Genomic DNA, 18,391 nt, shown 5'->3' with positions numbered 1-18,391 from the left:
TAAAGGACGAGCACATATGCGCACGGACAGCCAATCCAATCACCGACTGCGCGCCATCGCGCTCGCACTCGCCGTCTCGATGCTGGCCGCCTGCGCCGGGACGGCGTCGCGCGCCGACGCGCCAATCGAGGCCGTCGGGGCCGCTGGTTCGCCGGCGGCGGGTGTCGAACCGGCAGCGCCGGTGGAATCCGCAATCGTGCCCGATCCGGCCGCAGGCGACGGGCTGCCGGCCGTCCACGGTGCCGCGCGCGACGCCGCCGCCGCATCCCCGGGTGCCAATTCCGATGTCGATTCCGGCGCGGTCAACGCGGCCCGGGACGGCTTCGAAGCCGACGGCCCCACTCCGAACGCACCCACCCAGGCCGAACTCGACTACGCCGCCCTGTACGGCACCCAGGTCTACGATCCGATCGCCGACCCGACCCTGCCCACGCCCGCGCAGCTTCCGGGCGCGAGCTACGACCCCTGGGAAGGCTGGAACCGCCGCGTGCACGGCTTCAACATGGCGATCGATCGCACCGTCGCCGAGCCGCTGGCGCGCGCCTACATGAAGGTGGCGCCGCGTCCGGTGCGCCTGGGCGTCGGCAACTTCTTCAACAACCTCGGCCAGCCGGTCAGCGCTCTCAACGCGCTGCTGCAGGGCAAGCCCAAGCAAGCCGGGCAGTCGCTGGGCCGCTTCCTGGTCAACGCCACCCTCGGCGTCGCCGGCCTGTTCGACCCCGCTTCGCGCATGAACATCCCCAACCGCAGCGAGGACTTCGGCCAGACCCTGGGCGTCTGGGGCTGGGAGTCTTCGCGCTTCGTGGAGCTGCCGCTGTTCGGCCCGCGCACCGTGCGCGACGTCTTCGGCCTGGTGGGCGATGGCCAGGTCTCGCCGCTGCGCCAGGTCGACGACGACGCCGTGCGCATCGGCCTGCAGGGCCTGCAGCTGGTCGACCTGCGCACCCAGCTGTTCGCCGTCGACCGCCTGCGCGAAGGCGCGGAGGACGAGTACGCCCTGGTGCGCGACGCCTGGATGCAGCGCCGCAACTACCAGATCCACGGCGACCGCATCCGCGAGGGCCAGGACGACCTCCCCGACTACCTGCTCGACGACGAAGCCAACCCCACCGTCCCCGTGGACGTGATGCCCATCATTCCCGGCTCGTCCCCGAACTGACCCGGCTTTTGACTCGCCCGGCTGTTGACCGGCCCGGCTTTTGTAGGAGCCGCTATAGCGGCGATTCACGCCACCGGATCGTCCCCGTTCGCGCCAATCTCCTCCCCCAACAACTCCTGCGCCGCCGCCCCCGGCAGCGACTCCACGCCCTTGAGCTGGCGCTCGATCGCGCGCGTGCGCACGCCGGCCTGCTTGATGCTGTTCTGCACCGTGTCCAGCTGCCCGTGCGCGCGCTCCAGCACCGTGGCGAACTTGCCGAACTCGCTCTTCACCGCGCCCAGCACCTGCCAGACCTCGCTTGAACGCTGCTCGATGGCCAGCGTGCGGAAGCCCATCTGCAGGCTGTTGAGCAGCGCCAGCAGCGTGGTCGGTCCAACCATGGTCACGCGGAAGTCGCGCTGCAGCGCTTCGAACAGCCCAGGGCGGCGCAGCACTTCGGCGTACAGGCCTTCGGTGGGCAGGAACAGCAGCGCGAAGTCGGTGGTGTGCGGCGGCGCCAGATACTTGTCGCGGATGCGCTTGGCCTCCAGGCGCACCTGGCGCTCCAGCGCGGTCGCGGCCTGCTTGGCGGCATCGGCATCGGCACGGTCCTGCGCGTCGAGCAGGCGCTCGTAGTCATCGCGCGGGAACTTGGCGTCGATCGGCAGCAGCACCGGCTGGCCCGGCTGCGAGCCGGGCAGGCGGATCGCGAACTCCACGCGCTCGCCGCTGCCGGGCACGGTGGCGCAGTTGGTTTCGTACTGCTCGATGGTCAGCACCTGCTCCAGCAACCCCGCCAGCTGCACCTCGCCGAAGATGCCGCGGGTCTTGACGTTGCCCAGCACGCGCTTGAGGTCGCCGACGCCGGCGGCCAGCTCCTGCATCTCGCCCAGGCCGCGCTGCACCTGTTCCAGGCGCTCGGACACCAGCTTGAACGACGCGCCCAGGCGCGCCTCGAGCGTGGTCTGCAGCTTTTCATCGACGGTCTCGCGCATCTGCTCGAGCTTCTGCGCGTTGTCGGCCTGCAACGACTTCAGCTGCGACTCCAGCGTGGCGCGCATCTCGCCGATGCGCTGCTCGTTGCGCTGGGTGAGCTCGGTCACCCGCTGGCCAAGCTGGTCGGCGAAGCGCTGCTGCGCCTCCGCGCCCTCGCTGCGCGCCTTGCGCGCGTCCTCGCCCAGCGCCTCGCGCAGCACGTCCAGGCGCTGGTCGGTGCGGGCGCTGAACTCGGTCAGCCGGGCGCCAAAGCCATCGATGCGCTGGCCCTGCGCCATGCCCAGGCTGTCGAGCTGCAGCCGCAGCTCCCCGCGCCCGTCGCGCTGCTCAGCCCGCAGCACCTCTTCCAGCTCCTGGCGCAGCGCCACCAGCGCCGCTTCCGGGCGCCGCAGCAACAGCACCACAAGCAACACGATGGCCACCGCCACCGCCGCCAATACCAGCATCAACAAGGTCTGAACATCCATCGGAGCAGTGTAGCCGGGCCAGGTCGCATCCCCTGCGACGGAGGCCACATGCAGATCCACGTCCGCCGCGTCTACGCCGACTCCAGCAGCCACGAAGGCCACCGCGTGCTCATCGACCGCCTGTGGCCGCGCGGCAAATCGAAGGCCGACCTCGACGGCGTGCCCTGGGTGAAATCGGTCGCCCCGAGCGATGCGCTGCGCGACTGGTTCGACCACGACCCGGCGAAATGGACCGGGTTCAAGCGCCGCTACTTCGCCGAGCTCGACGACAACCCCGACGGACTGGCCGAATTGCGCAAGGCCCTTGGCCACGGGAAGAACGCCACCCTGCTTTACGCCGCGAAGGACGAAGCCCACAACAACGCCGTCGCCCTCGCCGAATACCTCGGCAAATCCCCGTAGGAGCAGCTACAGCTGCGACCGCAGCTATGGCTGCTCCTGCAGGACGCGCTTCCGGGTGGTCGCGCCCTACAGCACCCGGCAGAACACCGCCTTCAGATATCGCGACTCCTGCGCGTTCGCCATGAACGGATGGTCCGGCCCGGCGCCGGACACCTTCAGCACCTGCACCGTGCGGTTGGAGAAGAACGCCGCCCGCCGCAGCATGTCCAGGAACTGGTCCTCGGCCACCAGCCCCGTGCACGAGAACGTCGCCAGCAGCCCGCCGGGCTTGACCACCGACAGCGCCAGCTTGTTCATGTCCAGATACTTCTTCAGCGCCGGGATCACCTGCTCGCGGTCGCGGGTCATCTTCGCCGGATCCAGGATCACCACGTCGTACTGCTCGCCGGCGTTGGACGCGTCGCGCAGCCACGGGAAGATGTCGGCCTGCACGAAGCGCGGGCGCACGCCGTTCAACTTCGCGTTGCCCTTGGCGAGTTCGATCACGTCGGCGTCGATGTCCACGCCCGTCACTTCGCTGGCGCCGCGCACGGCCGAATACACCGCGAAGCCGCCGGTGTTGCAGCACAGGTCGAGCACGCGCTTGCCGGCGACCTGCCGGCTCAGCCACTCGCGGTTCTCGCGCTGGTCGGCGAAGAAGCCGGTCTTGTGCGCCCCCGCCGGATCGGCGCGGAAGCGGATGCCGTGCTCGCTGATGATCGCGGGCTCCGTGCCCGGCGTGCCGTGGAAGTCGAAGCTTTCCTGCTTCTGCACGTGCTCGTCCGCAAACGCGTGGAAGCGGCAGCCCGGGAACTGTTCGCGCAGCGCCGCCATGATCCACTCGCGATGGCGGAACATCCCGGCCGAGAAGTACTCCAGCACCAGCAGGTCGGCGTAGCGATCCACCACCAGGCCGCTCAGCCCATCACCCTCGCTGTGCACCACGCGCCAGGCGTCACTCACCTCGTCCAGGCGAAGCACCTCGCGCCGCAGCGCCACCGCCTCGGCGATCTTCCGCGCGAACCAGCTGGCGTCGACCGCCACCTCCAGCTGCGTCTCCAGGATCCGCACCGCGATCCGCGAATGGCCATTGTAGAAACCGCGGCCGATCCACTCGCCGTCGATGCCGACCACGTCGACGATGGTGCCGGGCTTGGGCCGCGGGGTCGGCTTCTCCACCAGCTTCTGGAAAATCCACGGGTGGCTTGAGCGCCAGGCGTTGCGCAGGCGGACTACGGGGAGGGCTTCGTTCATGGCGCGATTCTACCGGGTCGCTCCGATGGCGACGCCCCGGCGCGCCGCTGCCGGACCGCCGCCGGGCGATGTGCGGACAAGGGTCTCCACTCTCCACGCTCCCCGCAGCCCTTGCGTTGCCGCCATCCGCCGCCATGCTTCGGATCATGCACCTGCCCCACGACGACCATCCGCCCGATTCCGCTGCCCAGCGCGTCGCCGACTGGCGCCGCTTCCGCCGCGCCGCCGGAGCATCGGCACTCTTCGTCGCCGTGCTGGCCATCGTCTACGCCGCCCAGGCCGGCTTCAGTGCGCGCGCGTTCGCAGTCGCCCCCGGCAGCGCCGCCGGCCTGTTCGGGCTGCTGACCGCCCCCCTGCTGCACGGCTCGCTGGAACACCTGGTCGCCAACGGCGTCGCGGTGCTGTTCCTCGGCACCCTGGCCGGCTGGGTCTACCCGCGCGCCACCCTGCGCGGCCTGCCGCTGATGTGGCTCGGCTCCGGCCTCGGCGCCTGGCTGCTGGGCGCGCCGGGTTCGTACCACCTGGGCGCCAGCGGCGTGACCCACGGCCTGATGTTCCTGGTGATGACGCTGGCCGTGCTGCGCCGCGACCGCGCCGCCATCGCCGCCACCATGATCGGCTTCATGTTCTACGGCGGCATGCTGTTGACCGTGCTCCCGCGCGAGCCCGGCGTGTCCTGGCAGTCGCACCTGGGCGGCGCCATCGGCGGCATCGTCGCGGCCTGGCTGTTCCGTCGCCTCGATCCCGCCGCACCGCGCAAGCGCTACAGCTGGGAGCTTGAGGAAGAACAGGCCGCCGCCGACGCCGAACGCGCCGCCGCCGAGCGTGGACAGTTCGAGCCCGACACCCCCGAAGACGTACCGGTCCTGTGGAATCGTCCCGAGTCGCCCGAAGCGGAGCAGGGCACCATCCTGCAGTTCCCGCCGCGCGATCGACGATAGACTCCGGGCATGGACATCCGCCCCACGACTCTTTTCCTGCTGGCGATCCTGCCCTTCGCCACCGCCACCGCCACCGCCACGGCCGCCACCGCCGCGAACGACGCCACGGAGAACACGACCATGGCCGAAGTCGACGCCCGGCTGCGGCCCTACACCGGCGACGTCCCCGGCGCCGCCCTGCTGGTGCTGCGCGACGGCGAGCCCGTGGTCCGCCGCGGCGTCGGCCTGAGCGACCTCGCCGCCGGCGCCCCGGTCACCCCCGCCACCAACTTCCGCCTGGCCTCGCTGAGCAAGCAGTTCACCGCCGCCGCCGTGCTGCTGCTGGCCGAAGACGGCCGCCTGCGCCTGGACGACCCCGTGCGCCGCTGGCTGCCGGAGCTTCCCGCCAATGCCGACGGCGTGACCCTGCACCACCTGCTCAGCCACACCTCCGGCCTGCACGACTACGAAGACATCATGGCCGCCGATTTCGAAGGCCAGGTCCGCGATGCCGACGTGCCGTGCCTGCTGGCCACCGGCGCGCCCTGCGCAGCCCGGGTCGCAGCTGCAGTCACCCCCGCCCCGCCCTACTTCCCTGCGGGCACTGCCTACCGCTACAGCAACAGCGCCTACGCCCTGCTCGCCCTCGTGGTCGAAAAGGCCTCCGGCCTGTCCTACCCCGATTTCCTCCGCGAGCGCATCTTCACGCCGCTGGGCATGGATAGCAGCCTGGCCTTCGTCAACGGCGTCAACGCACCCGCCAACCGCGCCTACGGCCACAGCGCCAGCGGCGACGGCTGGGCCCGCACCGACCAGTCCACCACCAGCGCCGTGCTCGGCGACGGCGGCATCTATTCCTCCATCGACGACCTGGCCAAGTGGGACGCCGCCCTGTACGACGACCGCCTGCTGTCCGACACCTCGCGCGCGCTGGCGTTCTCCGCGCAGACCACCACGCCCACCGATGAGGAAAACGTCGCCGCCTACGGCTACGGCTGGCGCCTGGACGGCGACCTGATGTGGCATTCCGGCGAGACCATCGGCTCCCGCAACGTCATCCTGCGCTGGCCGGCGCAGCGCCTGACCGTGCTCATGCTGACCAACCGCAACGGCCCCGAACCCTACGCCGCCGCCCGCGCGATCGGCGACGCCTGGCTGCGCGGGTCCGCCACCACGCGCTAGGCTTGCGCCCCCGGCAACAACAGGCCACGCCATGTCCTTCGACGCCCGCCGCATGATGCCGGCCGCCCTCGTCCTCACCCTGCTGCTGGCGCTGCCGGCCTGCAACCGCGACCCGGCGCCTGATGCCGGCGCGGCGCCAACAACGTCCGCCGAACGTTCGCGGGATCCCGCCGCCAACCGCATCGAAGCCGACGTCCGCGCCCTTGCCGACGACCACATGCAGGGCCGCGAGACCGGCACCCCGGGCCACGACCTTGCCGCGGAATACGTCGCCGCGCGCTTCGCGGAAGCCGGCCTTGTCCCCGGCGGCGAAGACGGCGGCTGGTTCCAGCGCGTGCCGCTGCTGCGCGCCACCATCGCCTCCCAGGGCGCACGGCTCGAGATCCACCTCGAGGGCCAGTCGCGCTCGCTGGCCTTCCAGGACGAATTCCTGCCGATGGCGAACTTCGACCGCCCCGATGCCGCGATCGAGGCCCCGGCGGTGTTCGTCGGCCAGGCCATCCACGCGCCGGAGCTTGGCCACGACGACTTCGCCGGGCTCGACCTGCGCGGCAAGATCGCGGTGGTCTTCGGCGGCGCGCCGGAGCGCTTCGACAACACCCGCCGCGCATTCAACAGCTCCCTCCACGAGAAGCTGCGCAGCGTGGCCGAACGTGGCGCCGTGGGCGTGGTCCTGGTCGGCACCGCCGCCGACGAAGTGCGATCGCCCTGGACCCGCGGCGCCGCTGGCTGGGAGCGGCCCTCCATGCGCCTGCGCGACGCCGACGGCCACGGTATCGACACCTGGCCCGGCCTCGACGTGGTGACGCGCGTCAGCGCCGCCGCCGCCGACGCCCTGTTCGCCGGCGGCGAGCGCAGCGCTGCCCAGCTCGCCAACGCTGCCCGCACCGGCACGCCAGGAGGCTTCGACCTCCCCGTGCGGCTGTCGCTCGCCGTACAAACCCGGGTCGAACGCCTGGACTCGCGCAACGTCGTCGGCATGCTTCGCGGCAGCGACCCCGTCCTCGCCGACGAATACGTGGTGCATACCGCCCACCTCGACCACGTCGGCCTTGGCATCGAAGTCGACGGCGATGCGATCTACAACGGCGCCATCGACAACGCCCTCGGCATCGCGATCATGACCGAGGCCGCCCGCGAACTCGCCGCCGGCGACACACGACCGCGCCGCTCGCAGCTGTTCGTCGCCGTTACCGCCGAAGAGCAGGGCCTGCTCGGTTCGCAGTGGTTCGCCAGCCGCCCGACCGTCCCGCGCGATGCATTGGTCGCCAACATCAACATCGACATGCCCGTGCTCACCGCGCCCAGCCGCGACGTGGTGCCGATCGGCGTCGAGCACTCGTCGCTCAAGGCCGTGGTCGACCTTGCCGCCCGCGAGATCGGCGTGAAGGTCTCACCCGACCCCTTCCCCGAAGAAGCCGTGTTCGTGCGCAGCGACCAGTTCTCCTTCGTGCGCGAAGGCATTCCCGCCGTCTATCTCGACGCCGGCATCGAAGCCGCCGACCCCGAGCGCGATCCCAAGGTCTCCGCCACCTGGTTCATGCGCAACTGCTACCACCGCCCCTGCGACCAGGCCGACCTGCCGATCCACTACGACGACGCCGCCCGCCTGGCGCGCGTGTCGGCACGCACCGCCTGGCATATCGCGGCCGCCGATGAGCGACCGTCATGGAACGAAGGCGATTTCTTCGGCCATCGCGACGCGGCCCACGGGACCCCGGCGCAAAAGACCGGCGAGCGCGCCGGTCAATAGGGCCTTCCTGCTCACCCCGACGGAACTCACCCGGCCCCAGGGCGGACCACGTCACTCGCCCTGTGGTATCCCGGTCATCAGCGCCTTCATCAGTTTCTCTTCGCTCAGATGACTGTCCAGGTCCGCCATTGCCTTTGTAACGGCAGGATCGGTCATCAGCCCGCCTACCGCCGTTGCTCCAAGGGTCTCGAACGCACTCTTGTACCCGGCCATTCCCTCATTGAGAATTGCGTCGCGGGATTCACTCGCGCACTTGTCGGCAATCAACTTCTCGAATACCGATGCGCTGCTTCTGGATATTTCATCCCAGGACTCAGGCGTCAATCCCGAGATATCCACCACCTCTGGATGACTGGCGACCGCGCCGAATATCCAGCGGACAAGAGCGGTCTTGTCCTCGGCAGTGACGGACGCCACAAGACACCCTGACAGACGCTCGGAATACTCACCGGCAATCGCCAGGTTGCTCGCCAGCAGAAGCGCGGCTATTGAAGCTGATTTTGCGAAGTGCATGAAATTTCCCATTTTGGACCGGTTGGACGCATTGTCAGGCATCGGCCAGACAGTCACCCGGGCCGGCTGCGCCGCGAAACGGGTGCCGGCCTGGATCAATCGGCAGGCGGCCATGTACGGGCTGCGGAAAGAGCAATGAGCGCCATGAACGCGGAGATAGCCGCCCAAGCCGCCATCATGCCTGGGACCGATCCGCCGGGGAAGCGATCGACCGAAGCGATCAGCGCGCCTTGGCCAAGACTTAGCGTTGCCACCACCCAAACGAGGCGCCGCCCCCGCAGCTCGCGCACCGCCTTGCGCAAGATTGAACAAACGAGCAGATGACCTGAAAACGAACAGATCAGCATGACCCCAGCAGCGAACGCAGCGAACTGGATGTTTCCAAGGCACCCGAATTTCTGTTGGTCACAATTGCCACGCATGTAGACATCGCCCGCCGTATACCCCACGAATGCCAGGAACAAGACGACTCCCGGAACAAGTGCTACTGCTACAAATGGCCGGATTTTCTTCATGAAACCTGACACCTGAGTTAAGCCGAACTGCAGCGCGTAGCCGGCGACATGGCAAGCCTTTCCTGCCGAATTGCCGGCGTAGCGATGCAACTCCGGCATGAATGCATCGTTTGGCCGCTGCCTGACAGGCTGGTCAATTCTGAACTTTGCAATTGTGTCGCACCATCGAGCGCTCAATTGCCTCATAGCTCTCCGGTTGACTCATCAAAGCGCGGCTCAGCTCCCCGCATATCCCGCGATGCGTCATTCTCTGCAGTGTGCCACCGAGCGAGCGGTCTTGGAAAACAACCTGGATCACAGACTCCCTTTCCATTCTCTCCGGTCGCTCGAGCACTCCGTGGCGAAACTCCATCGTGGCCGTTGGCAGGGAAAGATCGAGCTGGCTCTGCTCCACTGACTCACCAACCTCGTCGATCCCTGCGTAGCCTTGTTCAGCCGATACTTGCGCCTTCAGACCCGTCACTTCAGGCCTTGTTTCCCGATCCGCAGCTCCGGAAGAAGCAGGAATTTCGCTTGCTTTGTCTGGAGCGTCGTCTCTCTCAATCCATACGACTTGCAATGATGCGCTCTCGGTGCCAATTTTTGCTCTTTCAGCCTGGTCGGCGAAGATGAGGAGCAAGACAACGCCACACACGACTGCCACGGCGGAAATCGCGGAAATGGCTCGATCCGGGCACTCAGTAGTCGATGCGAATCGAGACAGTCGCGCAGCCCTCCATGGCGGCCTGACACCAGAATGAATCCGCGAGAGTACTTGACGGAGCATGGATCAGCCACGCAACCAACACGACGATCGCCATGACCAATATGGCCTCACCGCGCCCGCAGGACCGCTTGAAGCGGGTAACCCTCTCGACCCGCGCCTGAAGCACGCTCTCGTCAGGACTGCGAGGCGGCATCGGCTTGAACGAGCAAAGTACCGTTCGGCCAGGAACGACCGCAACAATGCCGAGGCAATCGCTACCGCAGCGCGCCGCGTCTTCAGCGGATACGGCCGGCGACCCCGTTCTGCAGCGCAGTAGAAGGGCTCAATCAGCCTCACGAGCCCCTTCCAGGGCACCACCTCTTCCATCTCCGCCAGGAACACAGGGAATTTTTGAGGCCTTCCCTAGGAAATTGTTAGCACTCACCCGCCGAATAGCTGGCGAATTCCGGCTCGGTTGGTGTGGGATTCAATACTATGCAAACAGCCGAACTCTCTGTCGCGAAGGACTTGAAGCAGATTGCGTCGTAGCCTTGACCACAAGTGATCTCCGAGCCGTCCGTACTCCATCCGGATTTCTCAAGGGTGTCCGCTATCTGACTGAACGGCGCGCCGGGTTGTAGCGTAGCAAGTACATCGCTTTGGCTTCCAGGACCAGACGCGCACCCAAAGAGAAAGGCGGCGGCAAGAACAAATGTTGCAGGCCAAGCAAGTCGAATCATTGAGCGCTGACGCCAGAGTTAAGCCGCGCCGCAGCGGGCCGTGAAGCACATGGCTAGCTGGACCTGCCACGTGATTTGCGCCCCGATGCGGTGTCGGCTTGAACGCATTGTTAGGCCTTTGCCTGCCGAGTACGAGATGCCAGCTTCCCCTTACGAAGCAATCGTTCCGCACGCATGACGTACAGGATGAATACCTTGTGGCCATCGTAGCGATAGAAGACGCGACAGAGCGGCTCCACAACCTGACGATACCGTGACCGCCCAAGCTCTGGGGGGCGGCTGCCGCTCTCTGGATGATCAGCAAGTTGCTCGACATGAGCGAAGACGCGTTTGACCAGCTCCGAGGCAGCGACTGGGTCCTCCAGCGCAATGTAGTCGGCAACAGCATCCAGGTCGCTCAGCGCAGGCTCCGACCAGACTATTTCAGCCATCGGGCCAGGCGCTTCTTGGCTTGTGCGTGAGTTGCAACACGGCCTTCTGCAATCGCCTGCTCGCCGCGAGCAATTCCCTCGAGCACGGTCATGCGTTGCTGCATGAGCTGAAAGCTCTCAACGTCCACGAGGTATGCACTCGGCAAGCCATGCTGCGTGATGAGAATGGGCTTCTTGTCCCGCTCGATATCAGAGAGGAGCTCGGTCGCCTGGCGCTTGAGGGTGGTGACGAGTTCCGTACGCATAAAGTGACACTATAGTATCACTTCGAGCTGCGCAAGAGCCGAGAGCAAAGGCCTAACGCCTGAATTAGGCCGCGCCGCAGCGCGGCGTGAAGCACATGGCACGCTCTACCTGCCATGTGGTTTGCGCCCCGATGCGGCGTCGGTTTGAACGCATTGTTAGGCGCGCCTTGCGACCACAGTGACGCGCCCACCACTCTGGAACGCAAATACATAAGCAATCTTTATTGCAACAGTAGTCACTACAACCTGGTCGCCAGAGCAATCATCCGTCGCCTCAACCCCTTCCGGGAACGTACATATCGCTGCCGCCAGGAACCGCCAGCGACCTGCTGCCTCTACGGCAGAGCCAATAAAATGTGGGTCTAGTTCTTCCTGTGGTACGGGACACTCGGGAAGATCATAGAGAGGGGTTGCGGAGGCGACGGCACCGTTCTCGTCAATCACGAACTCTATGCATACGTTCGCACTGGCGCCGCGCTGCACCCCGGAAGGATATTCTGGCAAGGGCTGTGTCACCGCGGACGCCATAAGAAAGGTCTTGTCCTTCGGAACATCCATGACCTCCGCCATGGGAGGAAGAACCATTTGCATTCCAACCGTAGGCCGAGTCTTACAGCCTGCAACAAGAACGACTATCAGAGCAGCCGTGGCAATTGTTCTGAAACAAGAGTTCTTCAAGTAAGCCTCCATGGCCTCGAGCGCGCCTAACACCAGAATTAAATCGTGCCGCGAAGCGGCATCGGCTTGAATGATTTGCTAGGCCGCACGCCAAGCGCCTTGGCGGTCTCTTCAAGCGGCGTACTGAACCCTAGCTTCTTGGCCGGGCGGGAGTTCATGTCAATTACCAGCTGGTCAAGACTGCAGCGGTTCAAGCCGCCATCCTGCTCAATGAAGCCCTCATAATCGAGTGCGCAGTTGGTCAGTACGCCGAGCTTGGAAAGATCAGACGCTCTCGCAAAAGCAACAGAGCGATACCCGTTCATCACTCGCTCCCGCACATGCTCCGGATAACCAGCGAGCTCAAGCACTAGGGAAATGCCCCGAACTAAGCTTATGAACAGCTTCTCGGCCGTGAGGCGCTCTCCCTCCAGCATGAGGAAGCTCAGCTGAGTGCGACTACTCATATACACAAAGGCGTTCCGCTCTGCCATTGGCAGGAACGTAACGTACCAATTGCCAAGCGGCACGTCGGTCGCCTGAGCTTCGCCCAAGTGATCTCGTTTGATACGAGCTCTCGCAGCTATGGCGCGCGTAACGATTAGATCAGCCATGACGTGTCATATACGGCCTAACGCCTGAATTAAGCCGACCTGCGAAGCGGGTTCGGATTGAATGAATTGTGAGGGCCCGCCGGATCGAATAGCGATCTACTTGCACCAGAGGTCGATAGCCATTTGGTTGGATCGCTCTCTGGCCAGCTCACAATTCTCATGTCCTTGCCCAGCACCATGAGTCTCGTGGCCCTCCGTTGGCCCGCCGTTTTGAAGTACAGAACATCCAGCTATCAGTACAGCGACCACAGTAAAGCAACTCTTGAGTTTCATTTTGGTAGAGCTTCCAATGAAAGTGTGGTGTGGGGCCTAACACCTTATGTCTTGAGTTTCCCCTAGCCTAAGAGCCGAGAGCCCGGCGTGTGCGCCCGATAACGCCTCGGTGTAGCACCACCGTAACTTAGCAGGGGCCGCACCCGGATCTCGCGCCCTGCGCCCGAACAGTTGCTCGAGGTTGCCCTCGAACCGATAAGCGTGGGCCTCGGGCGCGATGCTCTCGACCACTCGACTGTAGCGGAGAATCGGGATGACGGCAGCAGGAATCGATGTGTGTAAGGCCAGCCTGGATCTGGCTGGACCCGCCATGCCTTTGGTGTAACGAAGCGGTTTCGGCTTGAACGAATTGTTAGGGCTCATCCGGGATACGTACATAGATGGACCCCACGTGATCTGACTCATCATACAACCGCAACTTGCCTCGTTGGAGCGCAAGGACTTTCAGCCGAAATGGGGCCAACTCGCCGCGTTGAGGAGTGACGACTAACCGGCAGTCCTCTAGGCCCCATGTGGCTCCAGAGAGTTCTGGTCTTTGGTGAAGCCATGAACTGAAGGTGCGTCCGCTAGCGTCCGACTCCAGTAGAAAATCCTCGAAGAAGCCTGAATCGCTGCTCCTACTCCAAGCGCCCATCAATTCCCGCTCTGTGACCGAACAGCGTTCAGCTGAAAGTACGACGCCTGATGCTGTGAAGAGCAATATAAGGATCGCGAACTGTCTCATGAGCGCTAACGCCTGAATTAAGCCGCGTCGCGAAGCGGCGTCGGCTTGAACGCATTGTTAGGCACCGGGGTGCTGACCAGTGCTCTGACCTTCAGCGGTTCCGAAGAGCTTCTTGGCAAGCTCTAGCCCGCGCTCCATTCCTTCTTCCGTGAGCTGCACCGACTTCTGCTTGCCCACCGGATTGAACAGGTAGCCAGCCTCGTGGAGGCGGTCCATGACGCTGAAGTCATAACCCTTCCAGGAACTGTTCGTGTCGAAGAGGTGGGCTGCAAGAAGCGCCAAGATCGCCTCATCAATTCGGGACTGATCGTAAGCCATGTTTGAAGACTAAGCCTGCTTCGAAGGGCGCGCAACGCCTCCGGCCTAACGCATAAGTTAAGCCGAGACGCGTAGTGGAGCGAAGCACGTGGCAAGCTGTACCTGCCATGTACTTTGCGGAACGAAGCGGCTTCGGCTTGAACGCATTTTTAGGCCTGACTTGCATGAGCCGGCGTTGTATGCAGCTCGACACCAAGCGCGCGAATCAGCTTGAGTACGGTGTCGTACCGTGGCTTTGCGCCCGGAGCCAAAGCCTTGTACAGGCTCTCACGACCAAGCCCAGTGTCCTTGGCCAGCTTGCTCATACCTCGAGCCTTTGCAACGTCAGCGATTGCCTGAAGAAACACGTTGGGATTCTCATCTTCCAACGCGGCATTTAGGTACTCAGCAATGACAATGTCGCTGTCGAGATAGTCGGCGGCATCAAAAGCGGCGATGTTCTTCATGGTCAGTTCTCCAGACTCTTGAGGAGAGTCTTGGCTTTCAGGATGTCCTTCGGCTGGGACGATTTGTCCCCTGCGCAGAGGAGCAGATAGGTAACATCGCCGCGCCGGCAGTAGTACAAACGGTATCCAGGACCAACGTGAATCCGCATCTCGGAGATGCCGTCTCCAACCGGGGCGCAGTCACCGAAATTGCCCCCTTCTGCGGAGCGGATGCGCGCCGCGATGCGAGCTGTTGCCATCGGATCCCGTAGCCCTTTCAGCCACGCGTCGAACTCCGACGTGCGAAGGAATATGCTCATGGCGCACCGTATCCCTTCGGATACGTACTGTCAAGCTGCGAAGATGCTCGGTGTCAGGCCTAACGCCTAAGTTAAGCCGAGACGCGTAGTGGAGCAAAGCACATGGCAAGCTGTATCTGCCATGTGCTTTGCGGAACGAAGCGGCTTCGGCTTGAACGCATTGTTAGGCCGCACCGCCAGAAGGCCTGCCCCAAGACTGCCGAAGGCCCACAAGATGGACGAGGCCGATCAGTAGGCAGATGGAAGAACTCACAACCCAGAACGTCATGCTGTTTCCGGGGAAGTGCGCCATGACCGGCACGAATGCGACGCCCCGAACAATGTAGATGGTCGTGATTGCGGAGAGAATGGCACGCCGCAACGGCAGCTGGCGAATTACACCGGCACCGGAGAGAGCGTAAGCACTCCACCCAGCAAGGACGGCAGCAATGACCAGGGTAACGACGGTGGGATACCAGTGGCCGGCCAAGTGCAGCTGTGCCATTTGCTCTCCAGCGCCCAACAGCCGAAACAGCGGAGCGCCTACTGCAAGGCACGCCAGATGCATCAGCGCCGCGATCCCGCTAAGGGCGGCGCCGACTACCAGAAGCTTGTTGGTTGGACTGGCCATGTAGTTCCTCAGCGGCCTAACACCTAAGTTAAGCCGACGCGACTTGTGGCGTTCGGCTTGAATGAATTGTTAGGCCTCATACGCGGATGAGCAAAGAGGGGGCATATGCAGACCAGTACAAAGCTATGGTGCCAATAAAGCTGAAGGTGAGCGCAAGAGTGACGTGCCGTATCTTGGGCCTCCAGACGGCAATGCCGACCAGAACCAGGCAAAACACGGGCAAGGCCCACCACCACTTGATGGTAAGAAATACAAGCTGCGAGTAGCCTGATTGAGTGAGATTGAAGCTACTCCACGCACTAGTGAAGGCGCCCCCAGCACCGTGTTGAACGGCGTAAATGAAGTAGCTCTGGGCCAATGCCAGTAGTAGCACAATGACTATGAGTGCGATTTTCTTGAACATGAGGCCTAACGCCTGAATTAAGCCGTGCCGCGAAGCAGCATCGGCTTGAATGAATTGTTAGCTGCCTGCGCTACTGATCACGCGAAGCAACCGCTTTAACGTATCAGATGAGTAGGTCACCTCGCTGGGTGTCTCCGGCAGCGGAGCCGGATCTCCAGCTCGCCTCAGCCGCTCATCCAGCCCGCTTGTGGTCCCGTAAATTGGACTCTTAACTTGCAGTGGCTGGGCAGCTGGCCAGGTGCCATGTAATGCCTGATATATCAGCATTGCATTCAGTAGCGCGAGCTCCCTTCCGGGGTGCATCCCATCCTCAGCGAACCAGCCGAGATCCGGCTCAGCCTCGCGCAGCCTCTGCAGCCTCTCAGAAACCTCGGCGTAGGCGATCCCGGCTTCATTCGCAGCCGCCGACTCCTTTTCTACAATTTTCTTTGATGAATTAGGATGAGGTTGATAGGTGCCAAGCAGAACAACCTTCAGCCCCTTTTTTTCCGCCAAGCTCACTAGCTCTTCCAACGCTGAGCGGGACTCCACACATGAGTCCGGACCGAACGAGCACGTAAAGTCGCCTCCTCGCTCTTGAAGCACCAGCACGGCATAGGCCCGTTGCGACAGAGCCTTTTCTACTGAACCGTCAGACACGCGTTGAGTAAGCGTCGCTCCACCGCGGACGATCATGTCGCTTTCAGTTGGATGGCCGTTCGCAGTTGCGAGTGCAGAATAGACGGCAGGCGAATTTCCTACGTAGGTCAAGCTGTTGCCTACAAAGAGCACCCTCTCCGCTTCCTTATCAGGTGCTCTAGGGCTACACGCCGTTCCGGCGAGAAGGAACAAGAGCAATAAGATTAGGAAAGTGCGCATATGTTTGAGCAGCTAACACCTGAATTAAGCCGAGCCGCGAAGCGGCTTCGGCTTGAATGAATTGTTAGCTGCCTCAACGCGACCCTGCAGGACATACACAAGAGCCGCAAGGGGTACAGCCACCGCTGCCGATGTGGAGGCGATGTCTGCAACTGTGTGGTACTGCTGATAGAGCATGAGAAGCAAGTACGCCACTAAAGTCGCAGCCACAGGAAGCCGCAGTCTAGGAGAGCTGGTGCCAATAGCCGCTGCTAGAGCGAGTGCAACCGCGGAGTGAGTGCTGTAATCGAGTCCGACGGAGGGCCACCACAAGAGCGCGTTGTCAGCCCACATGAAGGAATAGGCGATAACAAGCGCGAACAAGCCGAGGGCAAGTCGCCAGAACGCCTGACGCCATTGCCGAAAAAATGCCGACTGGCTAACGAGCGCGAGCCAGACGACACCGAGCAACGGTGTGTATGAATCAGCCACTTTGTCTAGAAGTTCAAATGAAGTCACAGGGAACTCTCGAGGCAGCTAACACCTAAGTTAAGCCGAGACGCGTAGTGGAGCCAACCACATGGCAAGCTTTACCTGCCATGTGGTTGGTGGAACGAAGCGGCTTCGGCTTGAACGCATTGTTAGGCCTCAGCTCCGCTGGTGAAACGAAGACCTAGCCAGACCGCAGCAATGCCCACGAGTACGCTGCCAAGAATGTACAGCAGGGCAAGGCTGGTTTCTCCGCGCCGCAGGAGGGTGAGCGACTCTAGCCCGAACGCCGAGAAGGTAGTGAAGCCACCGAGGATACCGGTGACCAGGAACAGGCGAACCGGCTCAGAGACGGATGTCTTGGAAAGAATGCCTGCGAGCAGGCCGATCAGCAGACAGCCCAAACAATTGACAGCGAAAGTGGCCCACGGAAAGCGCCCCGCCGGCGCAGCACCTAACCCGACGGCCACAGCGTAACGGGCCACCGATCCGATGAAACCGCCGAGTCCTACCCACAAGTACGCGCTCATATGTGTTTGAGGCCTAACGCCTGAATTAAGCCGCGCCGCGAAGCGGTGTCGGCTTGAATGAATTGTTAGCGCCCACCGCCGAGAGCAATGCCACCCAATGCTTCCTGAGCCATAGGGGGACCAGCACTGTAAGCACGACCGGAACAAGTGTGGTTGCGTAGCCAAGATACTGCGCAGAGTCCCCAACAGCGTTGGCTAGGCGATGGTGCCCCAAGTGTGCCCAGGTCGGAGCCAAGTGCGTCGATGCCGCAAGTAGCGGAGCTTGGACGACAAGAACTACTACAGTGAGGCCGTATGTCACTACGGCACAAGCAAGAGCAAACAGGAACTTCCTTGGCAAAGGGCCGAGGCAGGCGAATAGCAGTGCCACGAAGCACGGAAGGAGCATCAAGAAGAGCCCTCCTGCAACGAGACCAAGAAACACGATGTAGTCCGCAGATGCCATGGGCGCTAACGCCCGAGTTAAGCCGAACTGCGTAGTGGAGGCAAAGGCATGGCAATCTTTTTCTGCCATGCCTTTGCCGTAACGAAGCGGTTTCGGCTTGAACGAACTGTTAGGCCTCAGTGCATGGTGGCTGGTCGCCCATAGCCAGCGCCCGGATTTTGACCGCTTTTTCAAAGTGATCAAGCTTGTTCTCAAGTATCCACCACTTGGCAGCATCCATTAGTGCGGTGGGGTCATCATTCTTGTTTGAGAAAAACGCGTAGAAAGACAGGCCAACGTTGGGCCCTTTTGCGAAGATCTTGCTATCGCAGACTTGGATAATCTTAGCTCTCAAAGCATGATTCATGCTGTTATGACAGGTCCTGTGGTTTGGCTGCGGGCCGCACAAAATTTTGGATGAGGCCTAACGCCAGAATTAAGCCGCGCCGCGAAGCGGTGTCGGCTTGAATGAATTGTTAGGCATTGCTGCCATAAGATAAGCAGTGAACGACGACGGGATACGTCTCATTGCCGGGCATCCGACCAC

At 63.2% G+C, this 18,391-nt stretch carries 22 protein-coding genes and 1 pseudogene; 5 read left to right on the top strand and 18 right to left on the bottom strand.

Translation table 11 applies throughout. From position 1 onward, the window contains the following. The first annotated feature begins 16 nt into the window (after window positions 1–16). Window positions 17–1,159 (top strand): MlaA family lipoprotein, encoded by a 1,143-nt coding sequence (locus ACW7G5_RS11895; protein ID WP_457004798.1) that lies wholly within the window; start codon window positions 17–19, stop codon window positions 1,157–1,159. A 65-nt stretch (window positions 1,160–1,224) separates the two neighbouring features. On the opposite strand, the gene rmuC is transcribed toward ACW7G5_RS11895, so the two are convergent. Next, complete coding sequence (rmuC, locus tag ACW7G5_RS11890; protein WP_457005093.1) at window positions 1,225–2,547, bottom strand: DNA recombination protein RmuC; 1,323 nt, start codon at window positions 2,545–2,547, stop codon at window positions 1,225–1,227. A gap of 102 nt (window positions 2,548–2,649) precedes the next feature. On the opposite strand from rmuC, the gene ACW7G5_RS11885 reads away from it, so the two are divergent. Continuing rightward, a complete protein-coding gene (locus ACW7G5_RS11885) occupies window positions 2,650–3,003 on the top strand; it encodes a DUF488 domain-containing protein (protein WP_457004796.1) in 354 nt (117 codons plus the stop codon). Window positions 3,004–3,069: 66 nt separating this feature from the next. On the opposite strand, the gene ACW7G5_RS11880 is transcribed toward ACW7G5_RS11885, so the two are convergent. After that, the gene (locus ACW7G5_RS11880) at window positions 3,070–4,236 is read right to left on the bottom strand and encodes a class I SAM-dependent rRNA methyltransferase (protein ID WP_457004794.1); all 1,167 of its coding nucleotides are present in this window, start codon (window positions 4,234–4,236) and stop codon (window positions 3,070–3,072) included. 146 nt (window positions 4,237–4,382) lie between these two features. On the opposite strand from ACW7G5_RS11880, the gene ACW7G5_RS11875 reads away from it, so the two are divergent. Genes ACW7G5_RS11875 through ACW7G5_RS11865 form a run of 3 tightly spaced genes read left to right on the top strand, consistent with a single transcriptional unit; the run spans window position 4,383 to window position 8,091 of the window. Continuing rightward, window positions 4,383–5,177 (top strand): rhomboid family intramembrane serine protease, encoded by a 795-nt coding sequence (locus ACW7G5_RS11875; protein WP_457004792.1) that lies wholly within the window; start codon window positions 4,383–4,385, stop codon window positions 5,175–5,177. Window positions 5,178–5,192: 15 nt separating this feature from the next. Then, window positions 5,193–6,338 (top strand): serine hydrolase domain-containing protein, encoded by a 1,146-nt coding sequence (locus ACW7G5_RS11870; RefSeq protein ID WP_457005091.1) that lies wholly within the window; start codon window positions 5,193–5,195, stop codon window positions 6,336–6,338. A gap of 31 nt (window positions 6,339–6,369) precedes the next feature. After that, on the top strand, window positions 6,370–8,091 hold the full coding sequence (locus ACW7G5_RS11865) for a M28 family metallopeptidase (RefSeq protein ID WP_457004790.1): 1,722 nt from the start codon (window positions 6,370–6,372) through the stop codon (window positions 8,089–8,091). Window positions 8,092–8,142: 51 nt separating this feature from the next. Here ACW7G5_RS11865 and ACW7G5_RS11860 read toward each other — a convergent pair whose 3' ends face one another. The 16 genes and pseudogenes from ACW7G5_RS11860 to ACW7G5_RS11785 all read right to left on the bottom strand — a co-directional run bounded on the left by ACW7G5_RS11860 (window position 8,143) and on the right by ACW7G5_RS11785 (window position 18,211). Next, window positions 8,143–8,718: a hypothetical protein gene (locus ACW7G5_RS11860; RefSeq protein WP_457004788.1), complete on the bottom strand. Its 576-nt coding sequence runs from the start codon at window positions 8,716–8,718 to the stop codon at window positions 8,143–8,145. Continuing rightward, on the bottom strand, window positions 8,700–9,218 hold the full coding sequence (locus ACW7G5_RS11855; RefSeq protein ID WP_457004787.1) for a hypothetical protein: 519 nt from the start codon (window positions 9,216–9,218) through the stop codon (window positions 8,700–8,702). The genes ACW7G5_RS11860 and ACW7G5_RS11855 overlap by 19 nt, the downstream gene beginning before the upstream one ends. 34 nt (window positions 9,219–9,252) lie before the next feature. Then, window positions 9,253–9,738 carry a hypothetical protein gene (locus tag ACW7G5_RS11850; protein ID WP_457004786.1) on the bottom strand — a complete coding sequence of 162 codons (486 nt, stop codon included), beginning with the start codon at window positions 9,736–9,738 and terminating at the stop codon, window positions 9,253–9,255. 357 nt (window positions 9,739–10,095) lie between these two features. Beyond that, window positions 10,096–10,206 (bottom strand): annotated as a pseudogene (locus ACW7G5_RS11845) (IS5/IS1182 family transposase); the annotation flags it as partial. Between the two features lie 448 nt (window positions 10,207–10,654). After that, entirely contained in the window at window positions 10,655–10,975 is a 321-nt protein-coding gene (locus tag ACW7G5_RS11840) for a type II toxin-antitoxin system RelE/ParE family toxin (RefSeq protein WP_457004785.1), read from the bottom strand. After that, window positions 10,963–11,220 carry a type II toxin-antitoxin system prevent-host-death family antitoxin gene (locus ACW7G5_RS11835; RefSeq protein WP_457004783.1) on the bottom strand — a complete coding sequence of 86 codons (258 nt, stop codon included), beginning with the start codon at window positions 11,218–11,220 and terminating at the stop codon, window positions 10,963–10,965. The genes ACW7G5_RS11840 and ACW7G5_RS11835 overlap by 13 nt, the downstream gene beginning before the upstream one ends. A gap of 156 nt (window positions 11,221–11,376) precedes the next feature. Beyond that, window positions 11,377–11,778, bottom strand: a complete 402-nt coding sequence (locus tag ACW7G5_RS11830) for a hypothetical protein (RefSeq protein ID WP_457004781.1) — start codon at window positions 11,776–11,778, stop codon at window positions 11,377–11,379. Window positions 11,779–11,936: 158 nt separating this feature from the next. Next, on the bottom strand, window positions 11,937–12,491 hold the full coding sequence (locus tag ACW7G5_RS11825) for a DUF6933 domain-containing protein (RefSeq protein ID WP_457004779.1): 555 nt from the start codon (window positions 12,489–12,491) through the stop codon (window positions 11,937–11,939). A gap of 1,054 nt (window positions 12,492–13,545) precedes the next feature. Further along, window positions 13,546–13,806 carry a DUF6429 family protein gene (locus ACW7G5_RS11820; protein WP_457004778.1) on the bottom strand — a complete coding sequence of 87 codons (261 nt, stop codon included), beginning with the start codon at window positions 13,804–13,806 and terminating at the stop codon, window positions 13,546–13,548. Window positions 13,807–13,955: 149 nt separating this feature from the next. Then, window positions 13,956–14,252, bottom strand: coding sequence for an addiction module antidote protein (locus tag ACW7G5_RS11815; protein WP_457004776.1), 297 nt, complete (start codon window positions 14,250–14,252; stop codon window positions 13,956–13,958). Between the two features lie 2 nt (window positions 14,253–14,254). Beyond that, entirely contained in the window at window positions 14,255–14,551 is a 297-nt protein-coding gene (locus ACW7G5_RS11810) for a type II toxin-antitoxin system RelE/ParE family toxin (RefSeq protein WP_457004774.1), read from the bottom strand. A 163-nt stretch (window positions 14,552–14,714) separates the two neighbouring features. Beyond that, a complete protein-coding gene (locus ACW7G5_RS11805; RefSeq protein ID WP_457004772.1) occupies window positions 14,715–15,161 on the bottom strand; it encodes a hypothetical protein in 447 nt (148 codons plus the stop codon). Between the two features lie 76 nt (window positions 15,162–15,237). Further along, a complete protein-coding gene (locus ACW7G5_RS11800; RefSeq protein ID WP_457004771.1) occupies window positions 15,238–15,564 on the bottom strand; it encodes a hypothetical protein in 327 nt (108 codons plus the stop codon). Between the two features lie 57 nt (window positions 15,565–15,621). Then, window positions 15,622–16,314 carry a hypothetical protein gene (locus ACW7G5_RS11795; RefSeq protein ID WP_457004769.1) on the bottom strand — a complete coding sequence of 231 codons (693 nt, stop codon included), beginning with the start codon at window positions 16,312–16,314 and terminating at the stop codon, window positions 15,622–15,624. 728 nt (window positions 16,315–17,042) lie between these two features. Next, window positions 17,043–17,420, bottom strand: coding sequence for a fluoride efflux transporter CrcB (crcB, locus tag ACW7G5_RS11790; protein WP_457004767.1), 378 nt, complete (start codon window positions 17,418–17,420; stop codon window positions 17,043–17,045). 554 nt (window positions 17,421–17,974) lie between these two features. Then, window positions 17,975–18,211, bottom strand: a complete 237-nt coding sequence (locus tag ACW7G5_RS11785; RefSeq protein ID WP_457004765.1) for a DUF6500 family protein — start codon at window positions 18,209–18,211, stop codon at window positions 17,975–17,977. Between the last annotated feature and the right edge of the window lie 180 nt (window positions 18,212–18,391).

The sequence above is a fragment of the Luteimonas sp. A501 genome (genome assembly GCF_054052085.1).
The sequence above is the reverse complement of the archived record's forward strand: the minus strand, read 5'-3'. Positions and strand labels throughout refer to the sequence as shown.

What these genes read in the sequence shown, in the direction of transcription:
- ACW7G5_RS11895 (WP_457004798.1), top strand. Translation starts at nt 17, where the DNA reads ATGCGCACGGACAGCCAATCCAATCACCGACTGCGCGCCATCGCGCTC.
- ACW7G5_RS11885 (WP_457004796.1), top strand. Translation starts at nt 2,650, where the DNA reads ATGCAGATCCACGTCCGCCGCGTCTACGCCGACTCCAGCAGCCACGAA.
- ACW7G5_RS11880 (WP_457004794.1), bottom strand. Translation starts at nt 4,236, where the DNA reads ATGAACGAAGCCCTCCCCGTAGTCCGCCTGCGCAACGCCTGGCGCTCA.
- ACW7G5_RS11875 (WP_457004792.1), top strand. Translation starts at nt 4,383, where the DNA reads ATGCACCTGCCCCACGACGACCATCCGCCCGATTCCGCTGCCCAGCGC.
- ACW7G5_RS11865 (WP_457004790.1), top strand. Translation starts at nt 6,370, where the DNA reads ATGTCCTTCGACGCCCGCCGCATGATGCCGGCCGCCCTCGTCCTCACC.
- ACW7G5_RS11860 (WP_457004788.1), bottom strand. Translation starts at nt 8,718, where the DNA reads ATGGCCGCCTGCCGATTGATCCAGGCCGGCACCCGTTTCGCGGCGCAG.
- ACW7G5_RS11855 (WP_457004787.1), bottom strand. Translation starts at nt 9,218, where the DNA reads ATGCCGGAGTTGCATCGCTACGCCGGCAATTCGGCAGGAAAGGCTTGC.
- ACW7G5_RS11840 (WP_457004785.1), bottom strand. Translation starts at nt 10,975, where the DNA reads ATGGCTGAAATAGTCTGGTCGGAGCCTGCGCTGAGCGACCTGGATGCT.
- ACW7G5_RS11835 (WP_457004783.1), bottom strand. Translation starts at nt 11,220, where the DNA reads ATGCGTACGGAACTCGTCACCACCCTCAAGCGCCAGGCGACCGAGCTC.
- ACW7G5_RS11830 (WP_457004781.1), bottom strand. Translation starts at nt 11,778, where the DNA reads ATGGATGTTCCGAAGGACAAGACCTTTCTTATGGCGTCCGCGGTGACA.
- ACW7G5_RS11825 (WP_457004779.1), bottom strand. Translation starts at nt 12,491, where the DNA reads ATGGCTGATCTAATCGTTACGCGCGCCATAGCTGCGAGAGCTCGTATC.
- ACW7G5_RS11820 (WP_457004778.1), bottom strand. Translation starts at nt 13,806, where the DNA reads ATGGCTTACGATCAGTCCCGAATTGATGAGGCGATCTTGGCGCTTCTT.
- ACW7G5_RS11815 (WP_457004776.1), bottom strand. Translation starts at nt 14,252, where the DNA reads ATGAAGAACATCGCCGCTTTTGATGCCGCCGACTATCTCGACAGCGAC.
- ACW7G5_RS11810 (WP_457004774.1), bottom strand. Translation starts at nt 14,551, where the DNA reads ATGAGCATATTCCTTCGCACGTCGGAGTTCGACGCGTGGCTGAAAGGG.
- ACW7G5_RS11805 (WP_457004772.1), bottom strand. Translation starts at nt 15,161, where the DNA reads ATGGCCAGTCCAACCAACAAGCTTCTGGTAGTCGGCGCCGCCCTTAGC.
- ACW7G5_RS11800 (WP_457004771.1), bottom strand. Translation starts at nt 15,564, where the DNA reads ATGTTCAAGAAAATCGCACTCATAGTCATTGTGCTACTACTGGCATTG.
- crcB (WP_457004767.1), bottom strand. Translation starts at nt 17,420, where the DNA reads ATGAGCGCGTACTTGTGGGTAGGACTCGGCGGTTTCATCGGATCGGTG.
- ACW7G5_RS11785 (WP_457004765.1), bottom strand. Translation starts at nt 18,211, where the DNA reads ATGAATCATGCTTTGAGAGCTAAGATTATCCAAGTCTGCGATAGCAAG.